Origin of the sequence: Runella salmonicolor, assembly GCF_024158025.1 — a bacterium.
Taxonomy (GTDB): domain Bacteria; phylum Bacteroidota; class Bacteroidia; order Cytophagales; family Spirosomataceae; genus Runella; species Runella salmonicolor.
This window is the reverse complement of the sequence record NZ_JAMZEL010000003.1, coordinates 1-25470: the sequence shown is the minus strand read 5'-3', so window position 1 is coordinate 25470 and position 25470 is coordinate 1. Positions and strand designations below refer to the sequence as shown.

The 25470-nt window shown below is 43.6% G+C and carries 25 protein-coding genes, 1 tRNA gene and 1 rRNA gene; 9 read left to right on the top strand and 18 right to left on the bottom strand.

The features are described 5' to 3' along the window. The first annotated feature begins 127 nt into the window (after nt 1–127). From trhO to NCI00_RS09355, 5 genes are all read left to right on the top strand, one after another. On the top strand, nt 128–1102 hold the full coding sequence (gene trhO / locus NCI00_RS09375; RefSeq protein ID WP_253526894.1) for an oxygen-dependent tRNA uridine(34) hydroxylase TrhO: 975 nt from the start codon (nt 128–130) through the stop codon (nt 1100–1102). 406 nt (nt 1103–1508) lie between these two features. Next, nucleotides 1509–2084, top strand: a complete 576-nt coding sequence (locus NCI00_RS09370; RefSeq protein ID WP_253526893.1) for a hypothetical protein — start codon at nt 1509–1511, stop codon at nt 2082–2084. A 36-nt stretch (nt 2085–2120) separates the two neighbouring features. Continuing rightward, entirely contained in the window at nt 2121–2504 is a 384-nt protein-coding gene (locus NCI00_RS09365) for a hypothetical protein (RefSeq protein WP_253526892.1), read from the top strand. 165 nt (nt 2505–2669) lie between these two features. After that, on the top strand, nt 2670–4082 hold the full coding sequence (locus tag NCI00_RS09360) for an OmpA family protein (protein ID WP_253526891.1): 1413 nt from the start codon (nt 2670–2672) through the stop codon (nt 4080–4082). Further along, nucleotides 4079–4963, top strand: a complete 885-nt coding sequence (locus NCI00_RS09355) for a YjiK family protein (protein ID WP_253526890.1) — start codon at nt 4079–4081, stop codon at nt 4961–4963. The genes NCI00_RS09360 and NCI00_RS09355 overlap by 4 nt, the downstream gene beginning before the upstream one ends. 70 nt (nt 4964–5033) lie before the next feature. Here NCI00_RS09355 and NCI00_RS09350 read toward each other — a convergent pair whose 3' ends face one another. Then, nucleotides 5034–5321, bottom strand: a complete 288-nt coding sequence (locus NCI00_RS09350; protein WP_253526889.1) for a hypothetical protein — start codon at nt 5319–5321, stop codon at nt 5034–5036. Between the two features lie 118 nt (nt 5322–5439). On the opposite strand from NCI00_RS09350, the gene NCI00_RS09345 reads away from it, so the two are divergent. Beyond that, entirely contained in the window at nt 5440–6192 is a 753-nt protein-coding gene (locus NCI00_RS09345) for an acyl-CoA desaturase (RefSeq protein WP_253526888.1), read from the top strand. An 85-nt stretch (nt 6193–6277) separates the two neighbouring features. On the opposite strand, the gene folD is transcribed toward NCI00_RS09345, so the two are convergent. From folD to NCI00_RS09310, 7 genes are all read right to left on the bottom strand, one after another. Then, entirely contained in the window at nt 6278–7159 is an 882-nt protein-coding gene (gene folD, locus NCI00_RS09340) for a bifunctional methylenetetrahydrofolate dehydrogenase/methenyltetrahydrofolate cyclohydrolase FolD (protein WP_114069436.1), read from the bottom strand. A gap of 132 nt (nt 7160–7291) precedes the next feature. After that, nucleotides 7292–7996, bottom strand: coding sequence for an SIR2 family NAD-dependent protein deacylase (locus NCI00_RS09335; protein ID WP_253526887.1), 705 nt, complete (start codon nt 7994–7996; stop codon nt 7292–7294). After that, the gene (locus NCI00_RS09330) at nt 7932–8957 is read right to left on the bottom strand and encodes an alpha/beta fold hydrolase (protein WP_253526886.1); all 1026 of its coding nucleotides are present in this window, start codon (nt 8955–8957) and stop codon (nt 7932–7934) included. The genes NCI00_RS09335 and NCI00_RS09330 overlap by 65 nt, the downstream gene beginning before the upstream one ends. A 13-nt stretch (nt 8958–8970) precedes the next feature. After that, nucleotides 8971–9417 carry a type II toxin-antitoxin system VapC family toxin gene (locus NCI00_RS09325; RefSeq protein WP_253526885.1) on the bottom strand — a complete coding sequence of 149 codons (447 nt, stop codon included), beginning with the start codon at nt 9415–9417 and terminating at the stop codon, nt 8971–8973. Further along, the gene (locus tag NCI00_RS09320; protein WP_253526884.1) at nt 9398–9628 is read right to left on the bottom strand and encodes a DUF2281 domain-containing protein; all 231 of its coding nucleotides are present in this window, start codon (nt 9626–9628) and stop codon (nt 9398–9400) included. Before NCI00_RS09320 ends, NCI00_RS09325 begins: the two co-directional genes overlap by 20 nt. Before the next feature lie 14 nt (nt 9629–9642). Beyond that, nucleotides 9643–10848 (bottom strand): argininosuccinate synthase, encoded by a 1206-nt coding sequence (gene argG, locus NCI00_RS09315; RefSeq protein WP_253526883.1) that lies wholly within the window; start codon nt 10846–10848, stop codon nt 9643–9645. A gap of 213 nt (nt 10849–11061) precedes the next feature. Then, nucleotides 11062–11772: a GNAT family N-acetyltransferase gene (locus NCI00_RS09310; RefSeq protein ID WP_166559374.1), complete on the bottom strand. Its 711-nt coding sequence runs from the start codon at nt 11770–11772 to the stop codon at nt 11062–11064. 500 nt (nt 11773–12272) lie between these two features. Here NCI00_RS09310 and NCI00_RS09305 point away from each other — a divergent pair, with 500 nt between their 5' ends. From NCI00_RS09305 to NCI00_RS09295, 3 genes are all read left to right on the top strand, one after another. Next, nucleotides 12273–14993, top strand: coding sequence for a PQQ-dependent sugar dehydrogenase (locus tag NCI00_RS09305; RefSeq protein WP_253526882.1), 2721 nt, complete (start codon nt 12273–12275; stop codon nt 14991–14993). 148 nt (nt 14994–15141) lie between these two features. Then, nucleotides 15142–16179 carry an AI-2E family transporter gene (locus NCI00_RS09300; protein ID WP_253526880.1) on the top strand — a complete coding sequence of 346 codons (1038 nt, stop codon included), beginning with the start codon at nt 15142–15144 and terminating at the stop codon, nt 16177–16179. Between the two features lie 119 nt (nt 16180–16298). Further along, entirely contained in the window at nt 16299–17780 is a 1482-nt protein-coding gene (locus tag NCI00_RS09295; protein WP_253526878.1) for a TlpA family protein disulfide reductase, read from the top strand. Between the two features lie 39 nt (nt 17781–17819). Here the strand turns inward: NCI00_RS09295 and NCI00_RS09290 are convergent, their stop codons facing one another. The 10 genes from NCI00_RS09290 to rrf all read right to left on the bottom strand — a co-directional run bounded on the left by NCI00_RS09290 (nt 17820) and on the right by rrf (nt 25206). Next, nucleotides 17820–18515: a M23 family metallopeptidase gene (locus tag NCI00_RS09290; protein WP_253526876.1), complete on the bottom strand. Its 696-nt coding sequence runs from the start codon at nt 18513–18515 to the stop codon at nt 17820–17822. Nucleotides 18516–18575: 60 nt separating this feature from the next. Further along, nucleotides 18576–19487 (bottom strand): SMP-30/gluconolactonase/LRE family protein, encoded by a 912-nt coding sequence (locus NCI00_RS09285; protein WP_253526874.1) that lies wholly within the window; start codon nt 19485–19487, stop codon nt 18576–18578. 225 nt (nt 19488–19712) lie between these two features. Then, nucleotides 19713–20831 (bottom strand): TlpA disulfide reductase family protein, encoded by a 1119-nt coding sequence (locus NCI00_RS09280; RefSeq protein WP_253526872.1) that lies wholly within the window; start codon nt 20829–20831, stop codon nt 19713–19715. A 133-nt stretch (nt 20832–20964) separates the two neighbouring features. Continuing rightward, on the bottom strand, nt 20965–21972 hold the full coding sequence (locus tag NCI00_RS09275) for a toast rack family protein (protein ID WP_253526870.1): 1008 nt from the start codon (nt 21970–21972) through the stop codon (nt 20965–20967). Between the two features lie 11 nt (nt 21973–21983). Next, nucleotides 21984–22154, bottom strand: coding sequence for a LiaI-LiaF-like domain-containing protein (locus tag NCI00_RS09270; RefSeq protein WP_166559382.1), 171 nt, complete (start codon nt 22152–22154; stop codon nt 21984–21986). 90 nt (nt 22155–22244) lie between these two features. After that, nucleotides 22245–22808, bottom strand: coding sequence for a PspC domain-containing protein (locus NCI00_RS09265; RefSeq protein ID WP_253526868.1), 564 nt, complete (start codon nt 22806–22808; stop codon nt 22245–22247). Between the two features lie 197 nt (nt 22809–23005). After that, entirely contained in the window at nt 23006–23476 is a 471-nt protein-coding gene (locus NCI00_RS09260) for a GNAT family N-acetyltransferase (RefSeq protein WP_253526866.1), read from the bottom strand. A 35-nt stretch (nt 23477–23511) separates the two neighbouring features. Beyond that, a complete protein-coding gene (gene thrC, locus NCI00_RS09255) occupies nt 23512–24813 on the bottom strand; it encodes a threonine synthase (RefSeq protein ID WP_253526865.1) in 1302 nt (433 codons plus the stop codon). A 158-nt stretch (nt 24814–24971) separates the two neighbouring features. Then, a tRNA-Pro gene (locus tag NCI00_RS09250) sits at nt 24972–25046 on the bottom strand. Nucleotides 25047–25094: 48 nt separating this feature from the next. Further along, nucleotides 25095–25206, bottom strand: a 5S ribosomal RNA gene (rrf, locus tag NCI00_RS09245). Between the last annotated feature and the right edge of the window lie 264 nt (nt 25207–25470).

Here is a 25470-nt window from a genome sequence, read left to right as displayed (position 1 = left end):
TTGTCAATTATTGACTGGTTATAAATTTGTATTTTTGCAGGAAACTTATCTGGTCAATCTTTCTTTTAACTGATTGAAAAAGAGCAAATGGCCAGCCGTTTGCGTAACAAACAACCGTTTTTTTGTGATGAAGCCTTACAGTGTCCTTTTGTATTATCAATACGTGCCCATCGAAGATCCCGAGGCGTATCGTGATGCGCAGCACGAGTTTTGCGTAAATAATAATTTGCTTGGCCGTATCATCATCGCTCCCGAAGGGCTCAACGGAACCGTATCGGGGTTGGTGGCCGATTGCGAAGCCTATATGAAATGGGTGAAAGAAGACCCACGTTTTGCCACGATTGACTTTAAAGTGGAATACCACGAAGCGCACGCGTTTCAGAAACTGCACGTGCGGCTGAAAGAAGAAATTGTTAATTCAGACCTACCCGTTGATCCCTTGAAACAAACGGGAACCCACTTAGAGCCCGCCGAATTTAAGCAGATGTTGCAGGAAGACCCTGATTTGGTGGTGATTGATATGCGCTCCAACTACGAACACAGCGTAGGAAAATTTAAAGGAGCCATTACGTTTGACATGGAAAATCTGCGCGAACTTCCCGACCATATCAAGGAAATCGAGCATCTCAAAGGGCAAGGCAAAAAAATCGTAACCTATTGTACGGGCGGTATCAAGTGCGAAAAAGCCAGTGCGTACCTATTGGACCAAGGCTTTGACAACGTTTATCAACTCCACGGCGGCATTATCAAATATGGCTTGGAAGCAGGCGGCGAAGATTTTGAAGGAAAATGCTACGTATTCGACAATCGCCTCACGGTGGACGTCAACCACGTCAATCCTAAAGTGATTTCAAAATGCTACGTGTGCGGTACGGCCTCCGACCGCATGGTCAACTGCGCCAACAACGACTGCAACATCCACGTAGCAATGTGTGAAGACTGCGGCTGGAAAATGGAAGGGGCCTGCTCCGAAGAATGTAAATGCAGCCCCAACAAACGGGTCTATAACGGCACGGGCTATTATCCCAAAAAGAGCGACCATTATACGCCATTACAAGGACTAAAAAGCTTCAAAAAGTCGATGAAGAAAGAAGAAGCATAAAAATACAAAGTTCATGCAAAGGCGCTGCTTTTTAGCGCCTTTGCATGAATCCTTTCTCAGGTCTGTGAAGACACCTAAATAGAGTATATACCCATCTTTTGAGTTGATTACTTCAACCTCTTAGTGCATTCTTAGCCACCCATTACGGCCCCTTGCTTTTAGCAGACTTCTATCTGTTCATTCTCCCTTTGTCTTCTGGTTTTACGCCTTACCTCCTCATTTTCGGCACTTCAATTGTTTTTTTACGCACCTCATACTCATTCGTTTCGGCAGCCGAATTTCATCGTACAATTTTGTATCATCAAAGCAGCCAAAAACAGGTACAAATAACCGTTACGAAACATTTCTTTCAGTCATGAGAACCCTTTTTTTCTTTTTTACCTCATTATTTATCCATTTTAACAGCATGGCACAGACCAAAGTAGCGGGCGAATACCGATTGACCGGTATTCATGACATGGCCGCAGGATTTACCTTAACGGAGCAAGGTACGTTTGAATTTTTCTACGTGTATGGTGCGGTCGACCGATTTGCCGAAGGCACCTACACCGTAGATGGCAAAACCATCAAGCTCAAAAGCAGCAAAGAGGCTGGGAAGGATTTTAGTATCACCAAACAAAGTAAGGTTGGCAAAGGCTACACCATCAAAGTAGTAGCCCCAAATCCGATGCTGGCGCAATACGTAAAAGCGATTGTTTTTAAAGGACAAGAAAAATCAGTAGAGTTTGTGAATAAAAAGGGCGAATTGCACCTCAACGACGGGCACATTGACCGAATTTACCTCCAGCACGAGCTATTTCCAGACATCGCCAGCGAAATAAAATCTGAAATCAACAACAACAACTACTTCGAAGTGGGCCTTAACCCTTCGTTGGAGAAGGTGAGTTTTAAAGGCGTTGATTTTACATTCGACAACGACACGCTTACTTGCTTACCCAATTATTTCATGCCTTTTGAAAACATTCGATTTGTTAAACATTAACATTTATCAACAACAACTTCTCAATCTCATATAGCCATGTCAAACATCAAAACAAAAATAGACGAATTTGAGGTTCGTGACCTTGAAGACAACGGTATCCTACGTATTTATGTAGAGCATAACACCGAAATGGGCAACCGTGGCGTGCCGGGCATTCAGGTGTGGTATACCATTGCGGGCGGCACTTCCATCGTCAATTTTGAGCCGCTTCACGTCCAGCGCTGGGCATATCAGGCCCAAAAACAAAACGTTCAGGAATACCTTATTGCCGACAATTCTTGGACAACCTACGAAGATACCTACATCAAGAATTATTTAATCATCGACGAAACACCCAAAGCCCGGGTTGAAGTAAAAGTGCGGAGCAAAAAAGCGCCCATCATCCGCGAATACGACCTGCCGTTTTTACTCGAAGAATAATTGGTCATTTCATTTTAGAACAACCTGACTCCCAAGCTATCGTTGACTCCACAGCGGCGGTTTGGGAGTTTGTCATTAAATAAAAAAACGCCCTTGAAGCTAATTTACCCTTATTTTTGTTCGTTACTAATGGCGAAGGGTATTTGTACCAACCGTTTTTATTGAATGAATCGACTTCTTTGGTGTTTATTTTTTTGGGTGATTTCTCAAGGCACTTACGCTCAACGGGCGGGTGTGTATCAGTTTGAGAAAAATCTGGAAGAAGAATCGGGGCAATTGCCACCCCTGAAAGTACTGAAAGAAGCAGGTACATTTCAAGAAGATGTGCTTCCAGAACTCAAAAATGCCAAGCGCTCAGTCTACGTATTTGAAAAAAATTACGGTCTTCAATTTGACAACCGAGCCGCCAACGGCTTTCTGGGAGGGTCGTACACCATCGAAATTTATTTTAAATTTTCGGCACTCGATAGCTGGAAACGCGTCATTGACTTCAAAAACCGTAAGTCTGACCATGGCTGTTACATCTACGACGGTAAACTCAACTTCTACAATTTTGCCTTGGGAACCCGCGCTCCCGTGCGCGCCAACGAATACACCCACTACGTGATTTCGCGCAATGGAAAAACCAAACAACTTAAAATGTACGTGGATGGGGAATCTAAAGTGGAATTTACGGACCAAAATGACGAAGGTGTTATTGACGAAGACGGGGTGTTGAACTTTTTTCATGACGACCTCATCGTCAAAGAAGAAGCCAGTGCAGGGGCCGTAGCTATCATCAAAATCTTCGACTACGTAGTTGAACCTACCGAAGTAAAAAAAAGCTACCTCAAATTGAACGAGTCGGTACTCAAAAAGCCGACCGTTCAGCCCGTAGCCACCTCTCCTCTACCCGCTACCACACTGCCCCAAGCGAAAACACCTCCTAGTGCCAATGATTTGCCCTCAAAAGAGCCCTCATTGGTGCTGAGTGGGCAAGTGCAGAACGAAACGACCCGAAAGCCCGTCAAACAGCCAACGGTGGTGGTATTGGATAAAAATAATATCGAAAAACAACGACTCAAAGGGACCGACGATGGATTGTTTAAAATCGCGTTTGAAGTGGGTCAGGATGTGTATTTTATGGTAGAAGCCGATGGTTTTTTCCCCACAAGTATTCATTATACGGCCAAGGAATTAACCGAAAAATCAAAAAACGGCACTATTTTCACCCTAAAACCCGTTACAATCAGTGAAAGTATAGTGTTGAAAAACATTCGCTTCGTGCAGGGAAAGCCCGAACTGCTTCCCGAATCGGAAGAGGACTTGAATCGTTTGTGGATGTTTATGCGCGATAACCCCGCCGCCGAAATCGAATTGCACGGGCATACCGACAATTTGGGCGACTTTGACCTCAATCTGGCCCTGTCGAGGCAGCGCGTAGAATCCGTCAAAGCATTTTTGGTTTCGAAGGGAATTGCCAGTCAACGCATCAGCGGGCGCGGATTTGGTTCAACGCGTCCCATTGCCAATAACAACCGTGAAGAAACCCGTCAGCTGAATCGACGGGTAGAATTTGTCATTAAAAAATTGAAATGAGAAACCCACTCTTTTTATCCGCATTACTCGTCCTGTTTTTTTTATCTTGCAAAAGAGAAGAAAAGCCAGTAGACCCTGAATCTGAGAATTTTGCCGAAACGCCAACCTCCAAGACCGTTCAGCCCGCCGACGACCTTGATGAAGCCTCTGGACTGGCCGATAGTTTCAAACAACCCGGTTTGTTATGGTCACACGAAGACGCCGCCTCGCCCGATGAGCTATTTTTATTAAACCGAGAGGGGCAGATTGCGGGCAAAATAAAAACTCCTTTTACCAATTTTGACTGGGAAGACATTGCCATCGGCCCAGGCCCACAAGCCAACGAAACCTACCTGTATTTGGGCGACATAGGCGACAATGCCATTAATCTTGACATAAAACGCATTTATCGTTTTCCCGAACCTGCCAGTCTTACCTCGACCATCACCAACTACGACCGCATTCAGTTTCGCTATCCAGACGGCTCCCGTGATGCCGAAACATTGCTACTCGACCCCCTCACCCGCGACCTATTTATCGTTTCTAAATGGGAAGGCCAAGCACATTTGTATCGTCTTGCCTACCCTCAATCTACGAGTGAAGTCATGATGGCCGAAAAAGTAGGAAATTTGACCGTGGGCGGCGATTTGACGGGAGGCAGTATTTCGACCAATGGCAAAGAGATTATTGTGAGAGGATACACCGCGATTTATTACTGGAAACGCAAGGTTGAAGAAAAAGTAGGCGACGTGCTGCTCCGTAATCCTACCAAAAGTTTGCCTTATATTTTTGAGCCGCAGGGCGAGGCCGTGTGTTTTGACAAAGACGGCAAGGGTTATTTTACCCTCAGCGAACGCCGCAACGTACCTAGCGTCAATCTATATTTTTATGCCAGAAAGTAGGGGCAGGGCTTGACTCTGCCAAATTCAGCAGGGCTTGCCCCTGCCCAGTTTATTTCTACCTTTCCATATTTTACAGCCACCCTTTCACCAATTCTTCCCATTCTTTTTCTAGCGTATAGGTAGGCATTTCGGCACGGGCGCGGCGGTACCAATAGCCCGCGTTCCATTGATCGCCTTCCTTGCGGTGCAGATACGCGTGCAAACGGTCGTAATCACGGGTACCCTCCCGCGACTGCGCAATGTCGTGCGCTTTTTCCCAATTTCCTTTGGCATCGTACCAAAGCGCTTGCACTACTGGCGTGCAGTCTTTGGGAGGTTGTGAATCCTTCAGACTCGATTGAAACGTTATAAAATCCATGGTAAAAAGTAGAGAGGTTTACCCTTAAAAAAAAGGTTTGAACTGATTTTACTCATCTTTTTTAAGAAATGGCATTAGTACTTTTGCTATACATTACCGATAACACAATCTTTAAACTATGTACGTTCTTGTATTTTTCGTAGCCCACTGGTATTTATCTCTCTTGATGCAAACCTTCTTTTTGCACCGCTACGCCGCCCACAAAATGTTTACGATGAGCCCTTTTTGGGAGAAGTTTTTTTACACCCTCACTTTTATATTTCAAGGTTCCTCGTTTTTAAGTCCTTACGCTTATGGCGTAATGCACCGCCTCCACCACGCTTATGCCGACACGGAAGAAGACCCCCATTCACCAAGTTTTTCGTCGAGTTTGGTGGATATGATGTGGAAAACAAAGAATTACTACAACAATATACTGCACCGCGAAGATAGCATTGCTGCCAAATTCAAAAAAGATGTTCCACACTGGGCATTTATGGAACGATTGGGCGATTATTGGGTTATCCGCATTGGTTGGGGCGTATTGTACACCTTGTTTTATATACAATTTGCCACGGCTTGGTGGATGTTTTTGTTGTTGCCAATCCACTTTTTGATGGGTCCCGTTCACGGGGTGATTATCAACTGGTACGCCCACAAATACGGTTATACCAATTTTAAAGTAAACGACACCGCCCGCAACCTCCTTCCTTTTGACTTTTTGATGATGGGCGAATCCTACCACAACAACCACCACAAACTCGGAGGTCGCGCCAATTTTGGTGTAAAATGGCACGAATTTGACCCTACTTATCCGTTTATTTTATTCCTCAACGCCACGGGAATTATTAAGTTAAAACGGAACAATGACTTGAACTATATGCCAAGCTGATAAAAAGTCAGTTTCCAAAATACGTTTTCAAAAAAGGCCGATTGATTGAATCAATCGGCCTTTTTTGAAATAAATACCCTAAACTTTATTTATAAATAGCTTTCTTTGACGATAACAGCGTGTTGGTCAATAGGCCGCAAATGGTCATCAAGCCCACTCCACCCGGCACAGGCGTAATGTAACCAGATTTAGGTGCTACTTCGTCAAACTTCACGTCGCCTTTGATGGCAAATCCGCTTTTTTTGGATGCATCTGGCACGCGGGTAATGCCCACGTCAATCACCACGGCCCCTTCTTTGACGTAGTCGGCGGTGATAAATTCGGGACGACCCAAGGCCGCAATCAAAATATCAGCACTTTGACAAACTTCTTTCAGATTGTGCGTACGGCTGTGGCAAATTGTGACGGTACAATTGCCCGGATAGGCATTTCGCTGCATCAAAATACTCATGGGCAAACCCACGATTTGGCTGCGCCCTACCACCACACAGTGTTTACCGGCCGTTTCTATTTTATAACGTTCGAGCATTTCCAAAATTCCGTAAGGAGTAGCTGAAATGTAGGCAGGCAAGCCCTTACACATCCGGCCCACGTTGATAGGATGAAAACCATCCACGTCTTTTTCGGGCGCAACTGCTTCCATGATTGTATTTTCTGAAATATGCGCAGGAAGCGGCAATTGCACGATAAAGCCATCGACATCTTCGTCGAAATTCAAATCCTGAATGTGCGAAAGCAACTCCGCTTCTGAGGTGGTATCGGGCAGGCTGATGAGGGTTGACTTAAAACCGATTTCCTCACAACTTTTGATTTTTGAGGCCACGTAGGTTTCACTTGCGCCGTTATTGCCCACCAAAATAGCCGCCAAATGCGGGGTTTTTCCGCCGTTGGCTTTGATTTTATCTACTTCTACCTTGATTTCCGCTTTCACTTCAGCAGAAAGTTTTTTACCGTCTAATAGTTGCATTGGAAGATATATTGAAGGCGCAGAAGAGCTCTGCTTACTTTATTAAATAACAAAATGATGCCTGAATGTACCACTGTTTGGTCGCCTATAAATCAGCGGCGGGGTAAATAACCGTTCTCAATCCGAGTAGTTTCATAAATACTCTTTCAATAATTTCTCCTTCAGCATTGTCATGCCTACCGTGGCTTTTTCCTGAATAAACGTCACGTATTTCGTGCTACCCGACATTTCGGGGGTTTTGGGGTCTATCACAAAAATCGGCACCCGAGGAGGTACGTAATATACCAATCCTGCCGCTGGATATACCACTAACGACGTGCCAACCACAATAAAAATATCAGCTTGCTCGGCCAGTTCTACAGCGGGAACCATCATCGGAACCTCTTCTCTAAACCACACAATATTGGGGCGAAGTTGACTACCCAGTTCGCAGGTATCGCCCAATTTCAGCTCCCAGCCTTTCACGTCGTACACCAACGAGGGGTCTTTGGTACTGCGCGATTTGTACAATTCGCCGTGTAAATGAAGTACATTCGTTGAGCCTGCTTTTTCGTGCAGATTATCGACGTTTTGGGTAATGATTTGTACGTCAAAGTGTTTTTCCAGTTCCGCCAAAATCAAATGGGCGGCGTTGGGCTCGGCCTCCAATCCCTGTTTACGACGTTCATTGTAGAAATCCAACACCAATTGCGGATTGCGACGCCAACCTTCTGGGGTGGCTACGTCTTCGATGCTGTGCCCTTCCCACAGTCCATCCGAATCGCGAAATGTTTTAATACCGCTTTCCGCGCTGATTCCCGCGCCCGACAGGACGACTAGCTTTTTTTTGTTCGGCATAAGTTTCCTCTACAAAACGTTGTAAAAATGGAGTTACCTGCGCATAAAATGCGGCGGGATTGTCTAACCAAGGGAAATGATGCGCCCGGTCAATCAAACTGATTGTGACATTAGGAACTGATTTTTTCCAAAAATTTACCAATCTATTGAGGTCATAGCGCTGTCGCGATACAACCACCAGCACAGGTACGTTCCTTTGTCGTAAAGCAGTAATACAATCAAGCGGGTTAGGAACAAATTTAGTGCTTACCCGGCTTTTAATCCCTACGTTACGCACTTTTTCGTATAAAAAATCGGCAGCAATGGGTTCATGGAGCGTATCATGCACATAAGTAGCGGCCTGAAATGCCATAATCGCTCTGGCCCTAGCCAAAGAATCCGTGGGCATTATTTGCGTTTGGAGTTGATGTTGTAACCCTTCAAAACGCCGATTGATGACCTCCTGCGATAACATGCGCGAAAAACCGTATTCTTCGTAATTATCAAAATAGCTATTGGCTATTATGGGTTTCGATTCGGTCATGGCGGTGGGGTTGATAAGCACCAATTGCGCTAGGTGGTTTCCTGCCTGCGAAGCATAAGCACAGGCAATTTTGGCTCCAAATCCGTGCGCAATCACCGACCATTTAGGAATCCTCAACACCATACGAAGGGCTTCGATATCAGCCACCGCTTTCGTAAAGTTAATCGTTGAATCATTGATAACGGGAAAACGGCTTTTGCCTGTAGCACGCGGGTCATAATAAACCACGCGGTTTGTTTCCGACAATTTTTTAATCAAGTCTTTTAGGTAGGCCGACGAATTGCCCACATCGCCTACGACCAATACGTGGCTCCCACTCCCGACGATTTTGAAATATAAATTGGCGCCGCTGTTACAGATAGCCCAGCCTTCGGTTTGGGCTTTTGTAATCAACGAAACCAATAAGAATAGGGAAACAAAGAGTAATTTTTTTCTCATTTATTATTTAGGATTACTCCCATAAAGTTTCCACAAAGTTAGAATTAATCATTTTCGGGTCATTTGTGAGTATTTTACATTGTAAAGTTCTTCCAACGCCCGCAATGAGCCTATCATGTAGTTCAGGAATATCTGTAATTTCAAAAGTTGTTTTTATCTCCTCGAACTGGTGTCCGTAAACGTAAAAACCGCCTGTGTTCGGAGGTAAAAGCCTTTTTTCAATTTCGAGTAAATTTGTTTCTATTCTCCCCTTTTCCGACAAATAGCCTACTTCTGCCAATACAATACTTGGGATATAAATAATAGATTCCCAGGGCGGTATTGATAAAGTTTTCTCAAAAATGTCTTTTACTTTGGGTGGAAGCTTACGATTTTCTAACCAAAGCACCAAAGCCATCGTATCTGTGACATACTTATCGGGTGTAACTACTCGAATTCCTTCAATTACTTCTTCCTTCACGAGGATATAACTCTTTATAGTTCAGAAATTCTTCTTCCACGTGAGTGATTTCAGACTGAGTAAACACAGATAGATTATCCTCTAAATCAGACAGATAACGTTGCTGCTTTAGATTGAGGAACTCTACAAAATCATATACTTCCTGCAATAAGCTTTCCGGCAAAAGAGCCGTTCTTTCCAGAATTGCATTTCTTAATTCGAGTGCTCCCATAATCATTCTTGTAGTTAATGTGTGTTATTCAACTCACTGATTTTCTGATAAATCATCACTTGATTGGAGGCAACTTTGGCAAATCCCCGTACATCGTCGCCCGTCCAAGCATTGTTCATCTCGCCATAGCTTCCAAACACTGGCGACATCAAATCGTAACTTGATTCAATTCCTTCCACATAAAAACGATAAGGTGCCAACGTAAGGTGCACTTTGCCCGTTACGTGCTGTTGGGTATCGGCTAAGAATGTCTCAATATTTCGCATCACAGGCTCCATAAACTGACCTTTGTGCAGCAGGCTTCCGTACCAGTTGGCCAGTTGTTCTTTCCAATACAATTGTTGCTCACTCAGTACGTGTTTTTCGAGCGTATGGTGGGCTTTAATAATGACCAAAGGTGCGGCTGCTTCAAAGCCTACGCGGCCTTTGATACCAATGATAGTATCTCCCACGTGAATATCGCGCCCAATGCCGAACGGCGCCGCAATTTCGGCCAGTTTTTGGATGGCTTCCACGGGTGAATAAGCCGTATCGTTGATTCCAACCAATTCTCCTTTTTCAAATTGCAGGGTTACGCGTTCCGCTTCTGTTTTGCTCACTTGCGTCGGAAAAGCGCTTTCGGGCAAATATTTATCTGATGTGAGGGTTTCTTTACCGCCAACCGACGTCCCCCAAAGGCCTTTATTGATAGAATAGGCCGCTTTGTGCCATTCTTGATCGACTCCTTTTGATTTCAAATAATCAATTTCCGCCTCGCGCGACAACCTTAAATCCCGAATTGGGGTAATGATTTCGGCTTCTGGCATAATGATACGGAACGCCATATCAAACCGAACTTGGTCATTTCCAGCACCCGTACTCCCGTGCGCAATGGCCTCAGCACCAATCTCTTTGGCGTACTCGGCAGCCGCAATGGCTTGAAAAATACGCTCCGCACTCACCGAAAGCGGGTAGGTATTGTTTTTGAGAATATTGCCAAACACTAGGTATTTAATACATTGCTGATAATAATCCTGTGTTTTGGAAATGGTCGCGTGTTTTTTGACGCCCAACGAATACGCGCGGGCTTCAATCGCTTTCAGTTCTTCGTCCGAAAAACCGCCCGTATCCACCAATACGGAGTAAATTTCGTAGCCTTTGTCTTCCGACAAATATTTGACGCAAAAAGAGGTATCCAAACCTCCGCTAAACGCTAAAACAACTTTTTTACTTTCAGACATGGACTTCTTTAATGTTATTTTGTTTGCGGCCACCCATTAAGCAGGTTTTGTAAAAATCACGCCATCGGGGCAACCATTACCTTTGACAAATTGGTAGGTTATACTCACTATTTTAGCGCAAAGTTAGGAGAATAACGACAAGGTTACTAAAAAAAAAGGTCCTAACTGGCAGTTTAAATTACCAATTAGGACCGTATGTACTTTACAGGGAGTCTAGTGTACCAACTCCAATTCGTTCTGACGTTTACGGGCTTTGGCTTCACGTATTTCGCGACGCAACAGAATCCGCTGTTTGATACGCATCCAGCGCTCGTACAATTTAGATTCTTTCAGAAAGTCCCAAGGTGCCTTTTTTTCCGTTTTCGGTACTTGCAACGGGTCATACATCATCCCCGTACAAAGGCAGTTTTTACGGTTGGTCCGGGTGAGTACGTCATAATTTACGCAGCTCGAACAGCCTTTCCAAAAGGCGTCGTCGGCGGGTAATTCACTGAACGTAACGGGCTCATATCCCAAATCTGAGTTAATCTTCATCACGGCCAAGCTGGTCGTAATTCCGATGATTTTGGCCTCTGGATATTTGGTCCGCGAGAGTTCGAAAGCCTTTCTTTTGATGGCTTTCGCGATACCGCTTTTGCGATAATCAGGGTGAACAATCAACCCAGAGTTGGCCACAAACTTGCCATGCTCCCAGGTCTCGATATAACAAAAACCAACCCATTCTCCAAGCAACGTTGTGGCGATGATGGCTTTGCCTTCGGCCATTTTTTCCTGAATATACACAGGTGAGCGTTTGGCGATTCCAGTTCCGCGTTGTTTGGCACTTTCTTCCATCTCTTTACAGATGGTTTCGGCGAGATGGAAGTGTTTGTCTTCGGCTGTTTCTACGATGTACTCGTTGGCTACTATTTCGATGTTTGACATTGTCATTTATTGGAATTGAATCCTCTGCGGAGACAACAAATCCGCTTTGGTGTTGAGAAAAAAAAGAAACGATTTTTGGGAATCTGGCGAGAGCGTTCGCCGCGTAGGCAAACAGTATTAATGTGTCCTTTCGGACCTACAAAAAAATGGCGTAATGTGCGCGCAGCGAGTATGTGAGAGAGTTTGTGCCACTTTTGTATTTGGTTTTTGAAAAAAACGTGACAAATATCGGTTAAATTGTATTCTAAATCCAATAAATAAACGATTTATTTTTTTCATTAGTTCAAACAAAGACAGAATGCTTGGTATACAACCTATTACAGTTTTTCTGCGGTCAAACAATTCATTAAACAAACCGTTTTCGATAAAAATAGTTTTCTGTTATACGCGCCCAATAGTACCATATTCGACTTTCAACGTTATATGTACACCGGCTACATCATTAGTTTTCGGTGCTTTTGTACTTTAGTATTAAAATTATAACAAACATAAGTGACCTCATGGAAAATCCATTTTGGAAAAAAACAATGTGTATGGGTAGTAGTTCGCTATTGCTAGCCGCATTGCTAAGTAGTACCGTTTCAGCCCAGTCCCCTGCCCTTCCCGAAGAAAATCGTTTTACAAAAAACATTTTACTTGAAAAATTGGACGAGCCCACGGAGCTGGTTGTGCTAGACGACCACCGTGTCCTGTTTACTGAGCGAAAAGGGAAAGTAAAGCTTTATAATCCTAAAAAGCCCAACACCTATAAAGTTGTAGGCAATATCCCTGTTTATATCAAACAAGAATACGGGTTGATGGGCATCAACGTTGATCCTGATTTCAAACAAAACAAGTGGGTTTACTTATACTATTCTCCCGTCTCTTCAGAGGCTGACACTTCACAACGGCTGGTACGTATGAAGTACGATACCGAGCGCGATACTTTGCTGCTGAGTACCGAGCAAGTGCTGCTTCGTGTACCCGTCAAACGCAATGATTGCTGCCATACCGGAGGCTCCATTGCTTGGGACAAGCAAGGCAATTTGTACCTCTCTACTGGCGACGATATCAACCCGTTTGGTAATGATGGCTACGGCGCACTCGACGGACGCCCTGGAAGAGCCAACTGGGACGGTCGCTCTACTTCTTCAAACACCAATGATTTACGGGGTAAAATCCTCCGCATCAAACCCCGCGCCGAAGGTGGATATGACATCCCGTCTGGGAATCTTTTTGCTCCAGGCACCGAAAAAGCCCGCCCCGAAATCTACATCATGGGAAACCGTAACCCCTACCGTATTTCAGTAGACCAGCGTACTGGTTTTCTGTACTGGGGCGAAGTAGGTCCAGATGCTGGCAACGACAGTGAAACGCGCGGGTCGCGCGGGTACGATGAAGTCAATCAGGCCCGTAAAGCAGGTTATTTTGGGTATCCCCTATTTGTGGCCGACAATAGAGCCTACAATCGTTATGATATGGGAACCAAAATATCGGGCGAAAGATTTGACCCCGCAAAACCCATCAACGACTCCCCGCACAACACGGGTTTGATTGAATTGCCTCCTGCCCAAAAAGCCTTTATTTATTATCCTTATGCCGAGTCACCTGAATTTGGCCCCATCGTGGGAAAAGGCGGTCGCAACGCCATGGCTGGGCCTGTATATTACTATGATGACTATCCAGAAAATGACGTAAAATTTCCCCGCCATTATGATGGAAAACTGTTTGCATACGAATGGATTCGTGATTGGATTCACCCCGTTACGATGACCAAAGAAGGCGATTTTGTAAGCATGGAAACCTTCATGCCAAGCACTAAGTTTAGCCACCCGATTGATATGCAGTTTGCCGTTGACGGTTCGTTGTACGTCATGGAATACGGAAACACTTGGTTTGCCCAGAATGACGATTCGCGTTTGTCGCGGATTACGTACAATGCCGGAAACCGTAAGCCAGTGGCCGCCGCCACTGTCAACAAAAAAGCAGGTGCAGCGCCCATGAAAGCCGTTTTCTCTTCTAAAGGAACGGTAGATTATGACGGGGATGCACTCACCTATGAGTGGAGTTTTGGCAAAGGTCTTCCTAAAAGCACCCTGCCAAACCCAACTTTTACTTATACAAAACCTGGCACCTATACCGCTACGCTGAAAGTAACTGATGCAAAAGGAAATGTTTCGTCAAGCAATGTAGAAGTAAAAGTGGGCAACGAGCCTCCAAAAGTGGAAGTAGCCGTAGCAGGTAATAAATCTTTTTATTGGGAAAATAAACCCGTTAGCTACGAAGTAAAAGTGGCTGATAAAGAAGACGGTAGCTTGGCAAATAAGAAAATCAGCCCCGAGGATGTCATCGTAACAATCGATTATTTGGAAGGATTTGACAAGACCATTCTGGCCCAGGGCCACCAAGCAAATTTGGGATTTGCCACGGGAAAACGCCTTATGGAGCTTTCTGATTGTATGGCCTGTCACAGCATTGACAAAAAATCAATTGGCCCATCGTATCGCGATGTAGCAAAAAAATACCAAAGAGAGCGCGACGTGGTAAGTATGCTTGCCGATAAAATCATCAATGGTGGCGGCGGTGTTTGGGGCGAGCAAGCCATGAGTGCCCACCCCCAAATTAAGAAAGACGACGCCAAGGAGATAGTGCGTTACATTATGTCGTTGGCCAACGAAAAAGGCCCCGATAAAAAACCCGTCAAAGGAGAATACGTAACTGCGGCCAAGCAAAAAGAAGGTTCATATATTTTTACGGCAAGCTATACTGACAAAGGAAACGCTAACCTAGGTCCGCAGACTTCTACCACCACGGTAGCCCTGCGCCCCGCCAAAGTGAAGGCGGTGCAAAATGACGAAGTTAAGGATGCTACCAAGGTAGAATTGCCAACCAAAAGCGAAGTACTGGCACCCGTCAAAAATGGCAGCTATGCGGTATACAAAGACATTGATTTGACCGACATCAGTACGCTTTCGTTTATGGTCTATGCCGAGCCAAGCCGTACAGTAGGTGGCAAAATCGAAGTGCGACTCGATAGCCCAACGGGCGCTTTGATTGGTGAAGTAGAAGTACCCGACAATAAAGTAGGGGTATTAAATGCGTCTATTCGTCGACCCGATGAAAAGCTTCACAACGTTTATCTTGTGTTCACTACCGCCCAATCCGTTCCCGAAAACAAAGGCTTGTTTGGTTTAGAATGGATTCAATTTAATCCCTCCGGGGTCGTAAATACGGGCAAGTAATCGTCTCTCTTGCTCTTTTCATGCCATAAAAACGAAACAGCCGTTGCAGAACGGCTGTTTCGTTTTTTGTACTTTCGAATCCTGACATTGATATTCATCAGAGGGCTTTTGCTGATTTTTTACCAATATTGTCAAAAAACTATTCGTTATGCCAACTACTCAACAAAGCGTCCGGTATCTTCAAATCGTCTTTTTTGTAGCTGTCTTTATGTACTTTACGCAATCCATTACCATACCCATGACTTTTGGTTTATTGGTTGCTATCGTCATGGCACCTTTTTGTCAGAAGTTAGAAAAGTGGAAATGGCCCCGCAGTTTAGCCATCACTGCTTGCTTAGCCATCGTCTTCCTGATTGTAGCCGCATTGGTGACATTATTGGTTTGGCAATTGGACGAGTTTCAAAAAGAAGTACCCAAAATCACTACCAAATTCAAAGAAAATTGGCCTCAAATACAGGAATGGCTTAGATTCCGTTTTCATCTCACCGAAAAAATGTTGGACAATTGGTTGATTAAAACAGGCTCAGAAGCAGGTTCCAAAATTGGGGTTGTTTTGGTAGGAACGTTTAATGTCACAGCCAATCTGCTTTTCAACGCCTTCATGATTCCTTTATTTACGGCGTTGTTTCTGTACTATCGCGGTTTAATCATGAAATTTTTATACGAACTTTTTGGCGAATCAAACCAAAAACTTGTCTACTCGGTTACGCATCAAACGGTCCAAACTTATCATAATTACATCAAGGGGCTGCTGCTGGTTTATCTATCGGTCGGTATTCTAAACTCCATCGGGCTGGCCATCATCGGGATTGAGTACGCCATTTTGTTTGGGTTCATTACCTCCATTTTGACCATCATTCCTTACGTGGGTATCATGGTAGGAGCGCTGTTGCCTATTTCGATTGCTTGGATTTCTTATGATTCTCTTTGGTATCCTTTGGCAGTGGTAGCCGTGTTTGGGGTCGTGCAATATTTGGAAGCCAATGTCATTTTTCCGATGGTCGTTGGTAGCCAATTGAAAGTGAATACACTGGCATCCATCATTGCATTGTTTATCGGCGGGGTGATATGGGGAGTGTCTGGCATGGTTTTGTTCTTACCTTTTGCAGCCATCCTGAAAGTGATTGCCGACCACGTTCCTTCATGGAAACCCATCAGTACTCTTTTAGGAACTGCCGAAACTTAATTGACGCAACAAAAAGACACGTTTTAGTCAACTTATTCGTTTTATTATCTTGGGTCATTGGGTTAACACCTTCGGCAAGTATCCACATTTAACTCACTATACAACTAACAAAAATCTTTATGACGAAAAAATTGTTCGCTTTTTGCCTTTTTTTAAGCTTAACGGCAAAGGCCCAAACAGCTCAAATCCTGCTCAAATTGCCCCAAAACAATGATTTTATTGTCTCTTTAACCGCCGAGAAAGTCCGTTATCTTGATGCGCCTTCCATTGGTCTTACCGACGTAGAATTTCTAAACATCGGTGTATTTGACGACAGTACAAAACAATGGGCAAAGACCGAATTTGCACTGAAAGAACCGCAGGTTGTTCGATTGAATATCGTCAACAAACGCATGATAAATGCCAATAAAAGCCAAGAAAGTGTAAATTATTTGCTGTTCATCAGCCCAAATGATAACCTGGCAATCGGCATTTCTCCTAACAAAACACTAACTTTTACGGGCACCAATGCCCGCTACCAAGAGTACCTTAGAGATTATTTTCGGGAAAATATGTATGATTATTTGCCCCAATTTGGGTATAATCCTTCCCAAATTGATAATTTTCACATTCTCACCAAGGTTGACAGTCTACAACGTACACGTCAACAACGCTTGCAAACTTTGAAGGGCCAACAACCCATCGACGAAGCATTTGAAACCTACGTGACGGCCATTACAAATACGGAACCTTATCTGCTTAAACTTGTAGTTTCTGACAAAAAAATCCGTGAGAGTCAGGGTGTGCAGCTAAAACCCAATCAACGAAAAGAAATTCAGGAGCTAGCACTTCAGAATTTTAAAATTATGCCCGATGCGGCCCTGCTAAGTGAGGTTTATCGCAACGAGCTGCGCAATTTTATTCAAGTACCCGTCATCCAAAAATATCCTACCGACTCCGCGAAGCGGTATATATTATCCCCGGAGGCGGTGCAAATGGCGTATCAACTGAGCAGCGAAGAACTCCAGAGTTATCCCAAACAAAAAGAATATTTGTTGACCCATTGGCTCAATTATTCTACCACGTTTCGGAGCAATATGAGCACAGCCCGTGGATTGTTGGCCAAGTACGAACAAACATATCCAGAATCAGCTCTGGTGCCTTATTTTAAACGTACTATCGAAGCAAAAGAGAAGATGGAGGTAGCCGCTCTAGCACCCGAGTTTATGCTTAAAGACCGCGATTGTAACACCGTAGCTTTGTCAAGTCTGCGGGGCAAGCCTGTTTGCATTGCTTTCTGCTATAATCTAAAACAGCACGAAAATGATTTTAAACCTTTGGAAGAAAAATACCGTGGCCGTTTGAATTTTGTCTACCTCAACATAACCCCAGCAACGACGTATGAAATGTGGCAGCCAACCACCGAAAAACGCCCAGGTGTATTGCATCTATGGGCCTCCGACGATGATGCACAAATGCTTAAAGAGGCCTATGCTTCTACGATGCGCTACCCTTTTGTACTCATTGATGCGCAAGGAAAGATAGTGGAGCGATGGATTCCACAAGAGTTCCCCGACAACAAACCGTTACAAGTCGAACTTAGGGATTTAATCAGAAAATAATGGAATACAAAAGGAGTTAAGGGTTCACTTTGACTCCTTTTATTTTATCACTTCGGCAGATGCCAGCCAATCGTATGTATTGAGCGGCATGGGCAACGCTTCGGGCGTAAGCTGAAGGTACATAAGGTGTAAATGAGTTCCTGAACGGCGTTTGGCGGCATTGAAGCCCGTTCTTCCTACCTCCGCAATTTTTTGCCCTGCCGTCACCTGGTCACCTACTTGAACCGTTACCCGGCTGTGATGTGCATAATAAAACAACCCATCCAAACACGGATCATAAATCCACACGAAATTACCGCCTCGATAGGTGCTTTCGGGACTCCAGTTAGATTCGGTAGCCACTACAATACCGGGGCGCATCGCCAGTACATCAATGGGTTGTTCGGTTTGGTCATCCAAATTATCCTGATTGCGGTCATAAACAAATATATCATGGGCTGGGTGGCTACCCTGTACCGAATGGTCAAATAGATTAAAGCCAAACGGACGGTATCCTGAACCATTTCCACCGATTTGCTCAGCATCGTATGATTTTATGGGAAAAACAAAACGAATAGAATCACTGCACGTTTGTTGACGGTAGCCGTCGGTTACTTCGCGCAGTTCACTGAAAATCAACCGAAAGCGTAACTGGGCAGAATCTGGCTCAATGGTTTGCTCCCTAATCTGCGCATTAAGCTGCAAAAACGCCTGCCCCAAAGTCAATAGTTGGGCACCGGGAGCATCCGCTGACATCAAAAATAATGGTGAAATTAAGGATAAACAAACAGTTAAAAACTTGTACATAGAATAGGTTTATTTCTTTCCCAAAAACGCTTTCATCATCAGCCACTCCCGTCCAGGAGCTTCTGCCTGAAAAGTTTCGAGGCAACCGCGATCTTGGAGAGTGATGTAGCAAGTTCGCCCTTTTTTGCCTCCAAAGCAAATATTTGAAACACTTTTGCCCTTTGTACTAATCGTTTTTATGACTTTTCCTTCGGGCGACACTACTGCTACTTCGCCCTTGCCATGCCTTGTAATGTACAGATTTCCTTTGGCATCACAGCGCATTCCATCCATACCACCATCACTAAATTTATGCAACAGCCGTTTATTGGAAAGAGAGCCATCGGCCGCCAAATCAAAGGCCCAAACATTGCGTTGGACACTTTCATTGACGTACAGTGTTTTTTCATCTGGACTTACATCAATTCCGTTGGTTGTTCCCATATCGGGCGCCACGATTCGGGCCTTGCCCTCTGGCGACACGTGCCAAACCTGCCCCGTTCCTTCTTTCCAGTTTGGATCTGAGCAAAAAATATGCCCATTTGTGGTAATAGCCAAATCATTTGGCTGGTTCATTTTAGGTTCGTTGCAATAAACGCTCACTTGCTTGGTTGTGACATCTACTTTCAAAACATTGTGCCCCGTAAAATCAGCTACGTAAAAGGTCGTAGCGTTGCCAAACCGAATCCCGTTTCCTGTACTTCCTTTTGGCAAAGTGAGAAAAATAGATGCTTTATTACGTTTGGAAATTTTGGCAATGGTACCGTCCATGATGTAGTTAACGGCATACACCGACCCGTCTGAATCGACGGATGGTCCTTCACAGTTTTGGGTAAACTCATGCTCTGCCGTAAAATCAGAGGTCTGGGCTTGCACCGCAAACGACGAAAAATACAAGACAGCAATAAAAAAAGGTATGCGAGGGTAGAAATGCAATTTCATGAAAGTAAAAGGTCTATGTCTAGTAATAATTGTAAAACAATATTGTTTTTTGGGGTTCAGTGCCCCATTTTGGGCTTTTAACCATTAACATTTACTGTTTTACATTTTTCTGTTTCTTGGAATGTAAAGATTAAGATTTCATTGAAAATAAAAAAACTTTCCAAGTTTTGAAAACCTGAAAAGTTTTGATGAAAAGCATAAAAAGCGTCTGAACTAGACCTACTCTTAATTATTTACCTTCAATAATTCTTCGAGCTTTTTCTCCAATGCGGCACCGCGTAGGTTTTTATCAATTACTTTTCCATCCTTATCCAACAGGAAAGTAGCAGGAATGGCATTGACACCGTAAGTTTGAGCCGCAATTGACTGCCAATATTTTAAGTCTGAAACGTGGCTTGGCCAAATCAATCCGTCTTTTTCAATGGCTTTCAACCAAGCCGCTTTGTCGCGGTCGAGCGACACGCTGAAGATTTCAAACCCCTTGTCTTTAAAACGATTATAAACCCGCACCACATTCGGATTTTCCTGACGGCATGGCCCACACCAAGAAGCCCAGAAATCAATCAACACAATCTTTCCTTTCAATGAAGAGAGACTTACGGGTTTATCCTGTGTGCTGTTGAGCGTAATTTCAGGGGCGGCATCGCCAATCTGAATTCCGCGCATACGTTTGGCATTTCCGACAAAAACCTGCGCCTGTTTCATGGTTGGGCGCTCTACCTCAAAGCGTTTTGCCAGCGCATCAATGGTCGCAAAATCAACTTCTGGATTCAGAAAATTGGTCGCAAACAACGCTGCCAACGACGTTCCCATTTCAGGAATCATACTTTTGACTTTCCCCGTAAATCCTTGACTTGCGGCTTCAAAATCCTGCTGAATCTTCGCTATTTTTTTACTGTCTTTCTTTTGTTCGGCCTGGGCATATTCTTCCTGCCATTTCTGAGACTTTTCGTTCATCTCTTTATACATGCCAATCAATTGCTGGTAATAATCGTTGTTCTTGGAGCCACTTACTTTTGCTGCCCCTTTCTCCGTTCCATCCGCTGCAATCTCAATGGTTTCTCCGCCTTCAATCAGCACAATAACCCGTTGTGCGTTGGCAAGATTGAGTTGGTACACGGTACCTTCATCTAGTTCTTTACGTTTAAAAGTAAAGCGTTTGTCAGGCCCTACTTTTGATGAGTCTATTCTCACAAGTGGCTGAGTACCCGCAATTTCAAGGTATACCTTGTCATTGGGTTGAAGATTTTTGGCCGTCCCCGAAATGGTAAAGTCTTTTGCCGTCGTTTGGGCAAAAAGGGTAACGCTTGTAAAAAAAGCGGCAGCGGTCAGTATATTTTTCATTAGAATGCGAATGTTTGCCAATTTTAAACGAAAAAACGGGCTGTTTGTTGCGTGATTGACAAAGGTACAAAAAACAAAAATGCTGCCAGTTATTTTAACTGACAGCATTTTTGGATTATTTATTGGTGTTAATTTAATACCGATTGATTTCTAACTTTGACAATCCACCGTTGTATGATACTTTGATTTTTTTGGTAGCCGAATTATAATTGGAAGTACGATAAAGTCCATCGCTTATTTTTTCAAAATTATCCAACTCTTTAGAATTAAAAGCCCCGTCAACCGTAAATTCACAGCCAATTGATTCTGGAATATTGATTTCGATGGAGGCAACCCCCGCGTCAATTTTTACTTCGGCGTTATTTTCAATTTTTTCGCCCAATTTCAAATCAACTTCTGCCGCACCAGCTCCGATTTTTACCTTTTTGACTTTGTACTCCGACAAATCAAACTCGGCTTTTCCAGCTCCCAAACCTAAGTCAAATGACCAAACAGGCTTATCACTCAGTCGCATCTCGACGTGATTGTCCATGTTGTCAAAATCCTTAATCCGAACGCGCTTAGTGCTATCTTTACTTTCCATCTCAAAATTAACGGAGCTAATTTTGGTGCTTTCGTTCCGCTTAGTTGTCAGCACATAGTTACCAAACTTTGTTTCAGCGTCGGCTTCCACCAATTGAGACGTTGTGCCTTCTATTTTAAACTCTCCCGCACCTGCCCCAAAATTAAGCGTCGCTTCGGTAGTACCCTCGGCCAGCGGTTCGGAGAAATGCGTTTCACCGTCCTTCGAATACGTTTGGGAGCGCTTGTCATACTCGTCATCCTCATTATTGTTATCATCGTCATCATCAAAATCGTGTAGATTAAACTCGATTCCGTCATCATTCCAGTGACGAAGTTTTTTGTTCGCTCCGTTGATAATGGCCGATGGAATGGCAATCGCAATCAGAATGGCCGTCAAAATTCCTGACCAACTTTGCTTCAGTAAAAGGCTGAAACCTGCCAATACCAACAATACTGGCCAGAAGCGTAAGGTCATTCCCCAATCAATGTGAAACCAACCGAGGGTTTTGGCCAAGAGTATCAGTCCGACAGCCAGTAAAAAAGTGCCCCAAAACAGGGCATTTGAAGATTGTTTCATGGCTTTCTGGCTTAAGATATTTTTTTAAGTTTGTCTTTAAAAATCAGGAGTGCCCCACCCGCAATAAACAATACTGGCCAAAAAAATCGCTCGAAATCAAACCAATCGAAAAGTTCACGCATAAGCAGTAGCCCGCCGATAAGTACAAGGAGCGCGCCCCAAAAAGTGCTTTGATAGTTCATGGCAAAAGGAAGTTTGAGTTGAAAAGTTTATAGATTATTAGAGGATTATTTTCAAGCCTGCCGCAGGATATTGGCGGCAGGCTTGAAAATCTATACTTTGGGCTCTTCAGAACCATCAGGTGTTTCTGATTCTTTCGACGTTGTTGTCGTCTTTGGAGGCTCCCAATCATTGATAGGAGCTGAATCAGTCCATGAAGGAGTGGCACGCTCTGTATCGGCGGTAAAAGTCGTCGCTGATTTATGAGATGTTGTTCTCAAAATCAAGAAAAGACCCAAACCAATGAGTAATGCTGCTGGCACAAATCGCTCCAAATCAATCCAATAGAAAAGACGGTCAAAAAGCATAAATCCACCGATAATAAGCAGGCCATAGCCAATGATTTCGGCTCCTTTGCCAAAGTCCTTTTTAGATTGCGGATTATTCAAATAAACGTTTTCTGGGTCTGTAACGGTCACTGTAGGCTCGCCAGTAGGCAACGCCGCCCACAGAATAATATAGATTAAAATGATGGGAAATCCCTTGGTAAAAAACATTAATACGACAAAAATGACCCGCATTATGGCTTTATCTATACCAAAATAATCGGCGAGGCCAGCGGCTACCCCACCAAGGACTCCTTCATTCGGAATACGACGCAATTGTTTGCTGTTCATGGCTTTGCAATGTTAAGATGTTGGATTTTAGGCGATGAGCACTGCTTGATTTTCGTTTTAACGTCAATTGGTCAATGCTCTTTATCTTTTCTTTGTTTTATTATTGAATCAAAGGTACTATGCAATGCAAGGTAATAAAATATATTTTACGACCAACGGTTAAAGAACAAAATGAATGGAAAATTTTGGTGATGAAGTTATAAGCCTAAGAGCTTTTTCTCAAAATAAACAACGTCTTCTTCAGGATTGAAGTTATAAGGATGGATTTCGGTAAATCCATAACGAAGATATAATTTAACGGCAGGTACTAAACGTCGAAGGCTATCCAGTTTTATGGACGTATACCCTAGTTTACGCGCAGTATCAATCGCCACCTCCATGAGCTGCTCACCCAAATGAAGCCCGCGAAAGGCGGGCTGGATAAACATACGCTTCAGTTCACACGTTTGTTTATCCAGTTGCCTCAGCGCCGCACAACCTACGAATTGCTCTTTGGCCTGTATAAGCCATAGCTCCCCCGTTGGAGGGCCGTACATGGTGGGTAGTATTTGCAGTTCATCATCAAATTTCTGAAACTTTAAGTCAATTCCTAACCCTAACGCATACTCCTTGAATAGCATAACGGCAGCAGCGTAGTGTTCAGAAGTTCGAGCAACGATAACTTGCATAGTATAAAGACATTATCAAAATGCCTATTTTAAGTCTATGACAGCAGATAATCTTTAAAATCTTCAAAACGGGTACTCATCGGAGTAGCCACTTTAGTTTTATTTAACAATTCTGACAAACGCGCAGGAATTTCAACATCAGCGCTCCCGAGCGCTTCTTCCACAACATTGAGAAACTTCGCGTAATGAGCCGTTGATAAAAACACCCCTGTTAGGTCTTTTTTTGTTAAATTCATGTATTCCTTCAATCCTAAATAAGCAACCGCCGTATGAGGACACATCAAATAGCCCTCACGTTCGTACACATCACGCATTGCGGCTTTGGTTTGGTCATCATTAAACCAAAATCCTGAAACAACTTCTTTCACCTGCTCCCATTCATCACCAAAAAAACGGGTTAGCCGCACAAAATTACTCGGGTTTCCTACATCCATGGCATTGGAAACAGTCTCTATGGACGGAACAGGATTATAAACGCCAGTTTCTAAATAATTAGGGACTACATTATTACGGTTAGTCGTTGTTACAAAATGTTCTACAGGAAGCCCCATTTTATATGCTAATATACCTGCACTCAGGTTTCCTAAATTTCCGCTGGGCACCGAAAATACAACAGGAAGTCCTAAATGCTTTACTTGAGCATAGGCCCTGAAATAGTAAAAAGATTGGGGAATTAAACGCGATATATTTATCGAATTGGCAGAAGCAAGATTGTATTTCTGCGTCAATTCTGCATCTAAAAAAGCCTGTTTAACCAATGCTTGACAATCATCAAATGTTCCATCAACTTCAAGCGCTGTAACATTTCCGCCCAGTGTTGTCAATTGCTTTTCTTGAATATCACTGACTTTACCACTTGGATACAATATAGTGACGCTTATGCCTGGTACGTTATGAAATCCCTGCGCCACAGCTCCACCAGTATCGCCAGAAGTAGCCACTAAAATCCGTATTTCTTTTTGAGAACGCACTAAAAAATAAGACATCAAAGAGGCCATGAATCGAGCCCCAAAATCCTTGAAAGCCATGGAAGGACCATGAAAAAGCTCAAGACAATGAATGTTTTCTTCAATAGGTACAACAGGAGCGTCAAAATCAAACGCTCTATCTACAATCATTTGAATATCTGCTTTTGAAATATCATCATTTAGCAAGGTTTTTGAAACCTCAAACGCAATTTCATTAAACGATAAATGCTCAATACCTTCTAAAAATTGGGTTGAAACCTTGGGAATATACTCAGGCATATATAATCCATTATCTGAGGGAAGACTCCGGAATACTGCTTCTTCAAGGTTTGCTTTAAGCTGTGGGTTTTTGGTACTATATAAGATCATCAGATGAATTACGTGCTAAATGTCAAATTTTATAAATTTCAAAGGCCAAAATTACACCACCTATTCCCCCCATGCAAGACTTTCCCAAATTTTAGAAATCTGGGTTTTAGGAGCATAAAAAAAAGCGTCCACTAATTAAATAGTGAACGCTTTTAATGTCGGGATGGCAAGATTCGAACTTGCGACCTCCTGGTCCCAAACCAGGCGCGATGACCGGACTACGCTACATCCCGAATAAGAATGCCTCCGACTCGACGGAGGCATATCTTTCATTTTTAATATTGTGGCGGCTACCTACTTTTCCAAGTTTTATCTCAGTATCATCGGCGGAGCGGGGCTTAACTTCTCTGTTCGGAATGGGAAGAGGTGAACACCCGCCCTGTAACCACCATCAAGGTCGTTATCGGCGTTTGCAGGTTAGGGATCAGGTGAAGCGATTCGTCGCACCGTCCCCCACTGTAACCACCAGAGCACGAAGCCCTTCAAGGTCATTATTGGCATTTGCAGTTTGGAAATGAGTTAGCAATCACTCGCAAACTCCCGCACTGTTAAATCATTGACTAACTAGTAACTAGTAGGCCCTAAATTATTGACATTGGAATGGAATTAATTAAGCAGTTTACTTAGAAGCTATTGGGCAATTAGTACTGCTCAGCT

Bases quoted from the DNA above. Each gene is read 5' to 3' on its own strand.
- NCI00_RS09270 (WP_166559382.1), bottom strand. From the start codon at position 22,154: ATGAACTATCAAAGCACTTTTTGGGGCGCGCTCCTTGTACTTATCGGC.
- NCI00_RS09290 (WP_253526876.1), bottom strand. From the start codon at position 18,515: ATGTCAGCGGATGCTCCCGGTGCCCAACTATTGACTTTGGGGCAGGCG.
- NCI00_RS09355 (WP_253526890.1), top strand. From the start codon at position 4,079: ATGAGAAACCCACTCTTTTTATCCGCATTACTCGTCCTGTTTTTTTTA.
- NCI00_RS09320 (WP_253526884.1), bottom strand. From the start codon at position 9,628: ATGGGAGCACTCGAATTAAGAAATGCAATTCTGGAAAGAACGGCTCTT.
- thrC (WP_253526865.1), bottom strand. From the start codon at position 24,813: ATGATCTTATATAGTACCAAAAACCCACAGCTTAAAGCAAACCTTGAA.
- NCI00_RS09275 (WP_253526870.1), bottom strand. From the start codon at position 21,972: ATGAAACAATCTTCAAATGCCCTGTTTTGGGGCACTTTTTTACTGGCT.
- NCI00_RS09335 (WP_253526887.1), bottom strand. From the start codon at position 7,996: ATGCCGAACAAAAAAAAGCTAGTCGTCCTGTCGGGCGCGGGAATCAGC.
- NCI00_RS09295 (WP_253526878.1), top strand. From the start codon at position 16,299: ATGACGAAAAAATTGTTCGCTTTTTGCCTTTTTTTAAGCTTAACGGCA.
- NCI00_RS09305 (WP_253526882.1), top strand. From the start codon at position 12,273: ATGGAAAATCCATTTTGGAAAAAAACAATGTGTATGGGTAGTAGTTCG.
- NCI00_RS09330 (WP_253526886.1), bottom strand. From the start codon at position 8,957: ATGAGAAAAAAATTACTCTTTGTTTCCCTATTCTTATTGGTTTCGTTG.
- NCI00_RS09365 (WP_253526892.1), top strand. From the start codon at position 2,121: ATGTCAAACATCAAAACAAAAATAGACGAATTTGAGGTTCGTGACCTT.
- NCI00_RS09285 (WP_253526874.1), bottom strand. From the start codon at position 19,487: ATGAAATTGCATTTCTACCCTCGCATACCTTTTTTTATTGCTGTCTTG.
- NCI00_RS09300 (WP_253526880.1), top strand. From the start codon at position 15,142: ATGCCAACTACTCAACAAAGCGTCCGGTATCTTCAAATCGTCTTTTTT.
- NCI00_RS09260 (WP_253526866.1), bottom strand. From the start codon at position 23,476: ATGCAAGTTATCGTTGCTCGAACTTCTGAACACTACGCTGCTGCCGTT.
- NCI00_RS09310 (WP_166559374.1), bottom strand. From the start codon at position 11,772: ATGTCAAACATCGAAATAGTAGCCAACGAGTACATCGTAGAAACAGCC.
- NCI00_RS09265 (WP_253526868.1), bottom strand. From the start codon at position 22,808: ATGAACAGCAAACAATTGCGTCGTATTCCGAATGAAGGAGTCCTTGGT.
- trhO (WP_253526894.1), top strand. From the start codon at position 128: ATGAAGCCTTACAGTGTCCTTTTGTATTATCAATACGTGCCCATCGAA.
- NCI00_RS09280 (WP_253526872.1), bottom strand. From the start codon at position 20,831: ATGAAAAATATACTGACCGCTGCCGCTTTTTTTACAAGCGTTACCCTT.
- NCI00_RS09370 (WP_253526893.1), top strand. From the start codon at position 1,509: ATGGCACAGACCAAAGTAGCGGGCGAATACCGATTGACCGGTATTCAT.
- argG (WP_253526883.1), bottom strand. From the start codon at position 10,848: ATGTCTGAAAGTAAAAAAGTTGTTTTAGCGTTTAGCGGAGGTTTGGAT.
- folD (WP_114069436.1), bottom strand. From the start codon at position 7,159: ATGCAACTATTAGACGGTAAAAAACTTTCTGCTGAAGTGAAAGCGGAA.
- NCI00_RS09360 (WP_253526891.1), top strand. From the start codon at position 2,670: ATGAATCGACTTCTTTGGTGTTTATTTTTTTGGGTGATTTCTCAAGGC.
- NCI00_RS09345 (WP_253526888.1), top strand. From the start codon at position 5,440: ATGTACGTTCTTGTATTTTTCGTAGCCCACTGGTATTTATCTCTCTTG.
- NCI00_RS09350 (WP_253526889.1), bottom strand. From the start codon at position 5,321: ATGGATTTTATAACGTTTCAATCGAGTCTGAAGGATTCACAACCTCCC.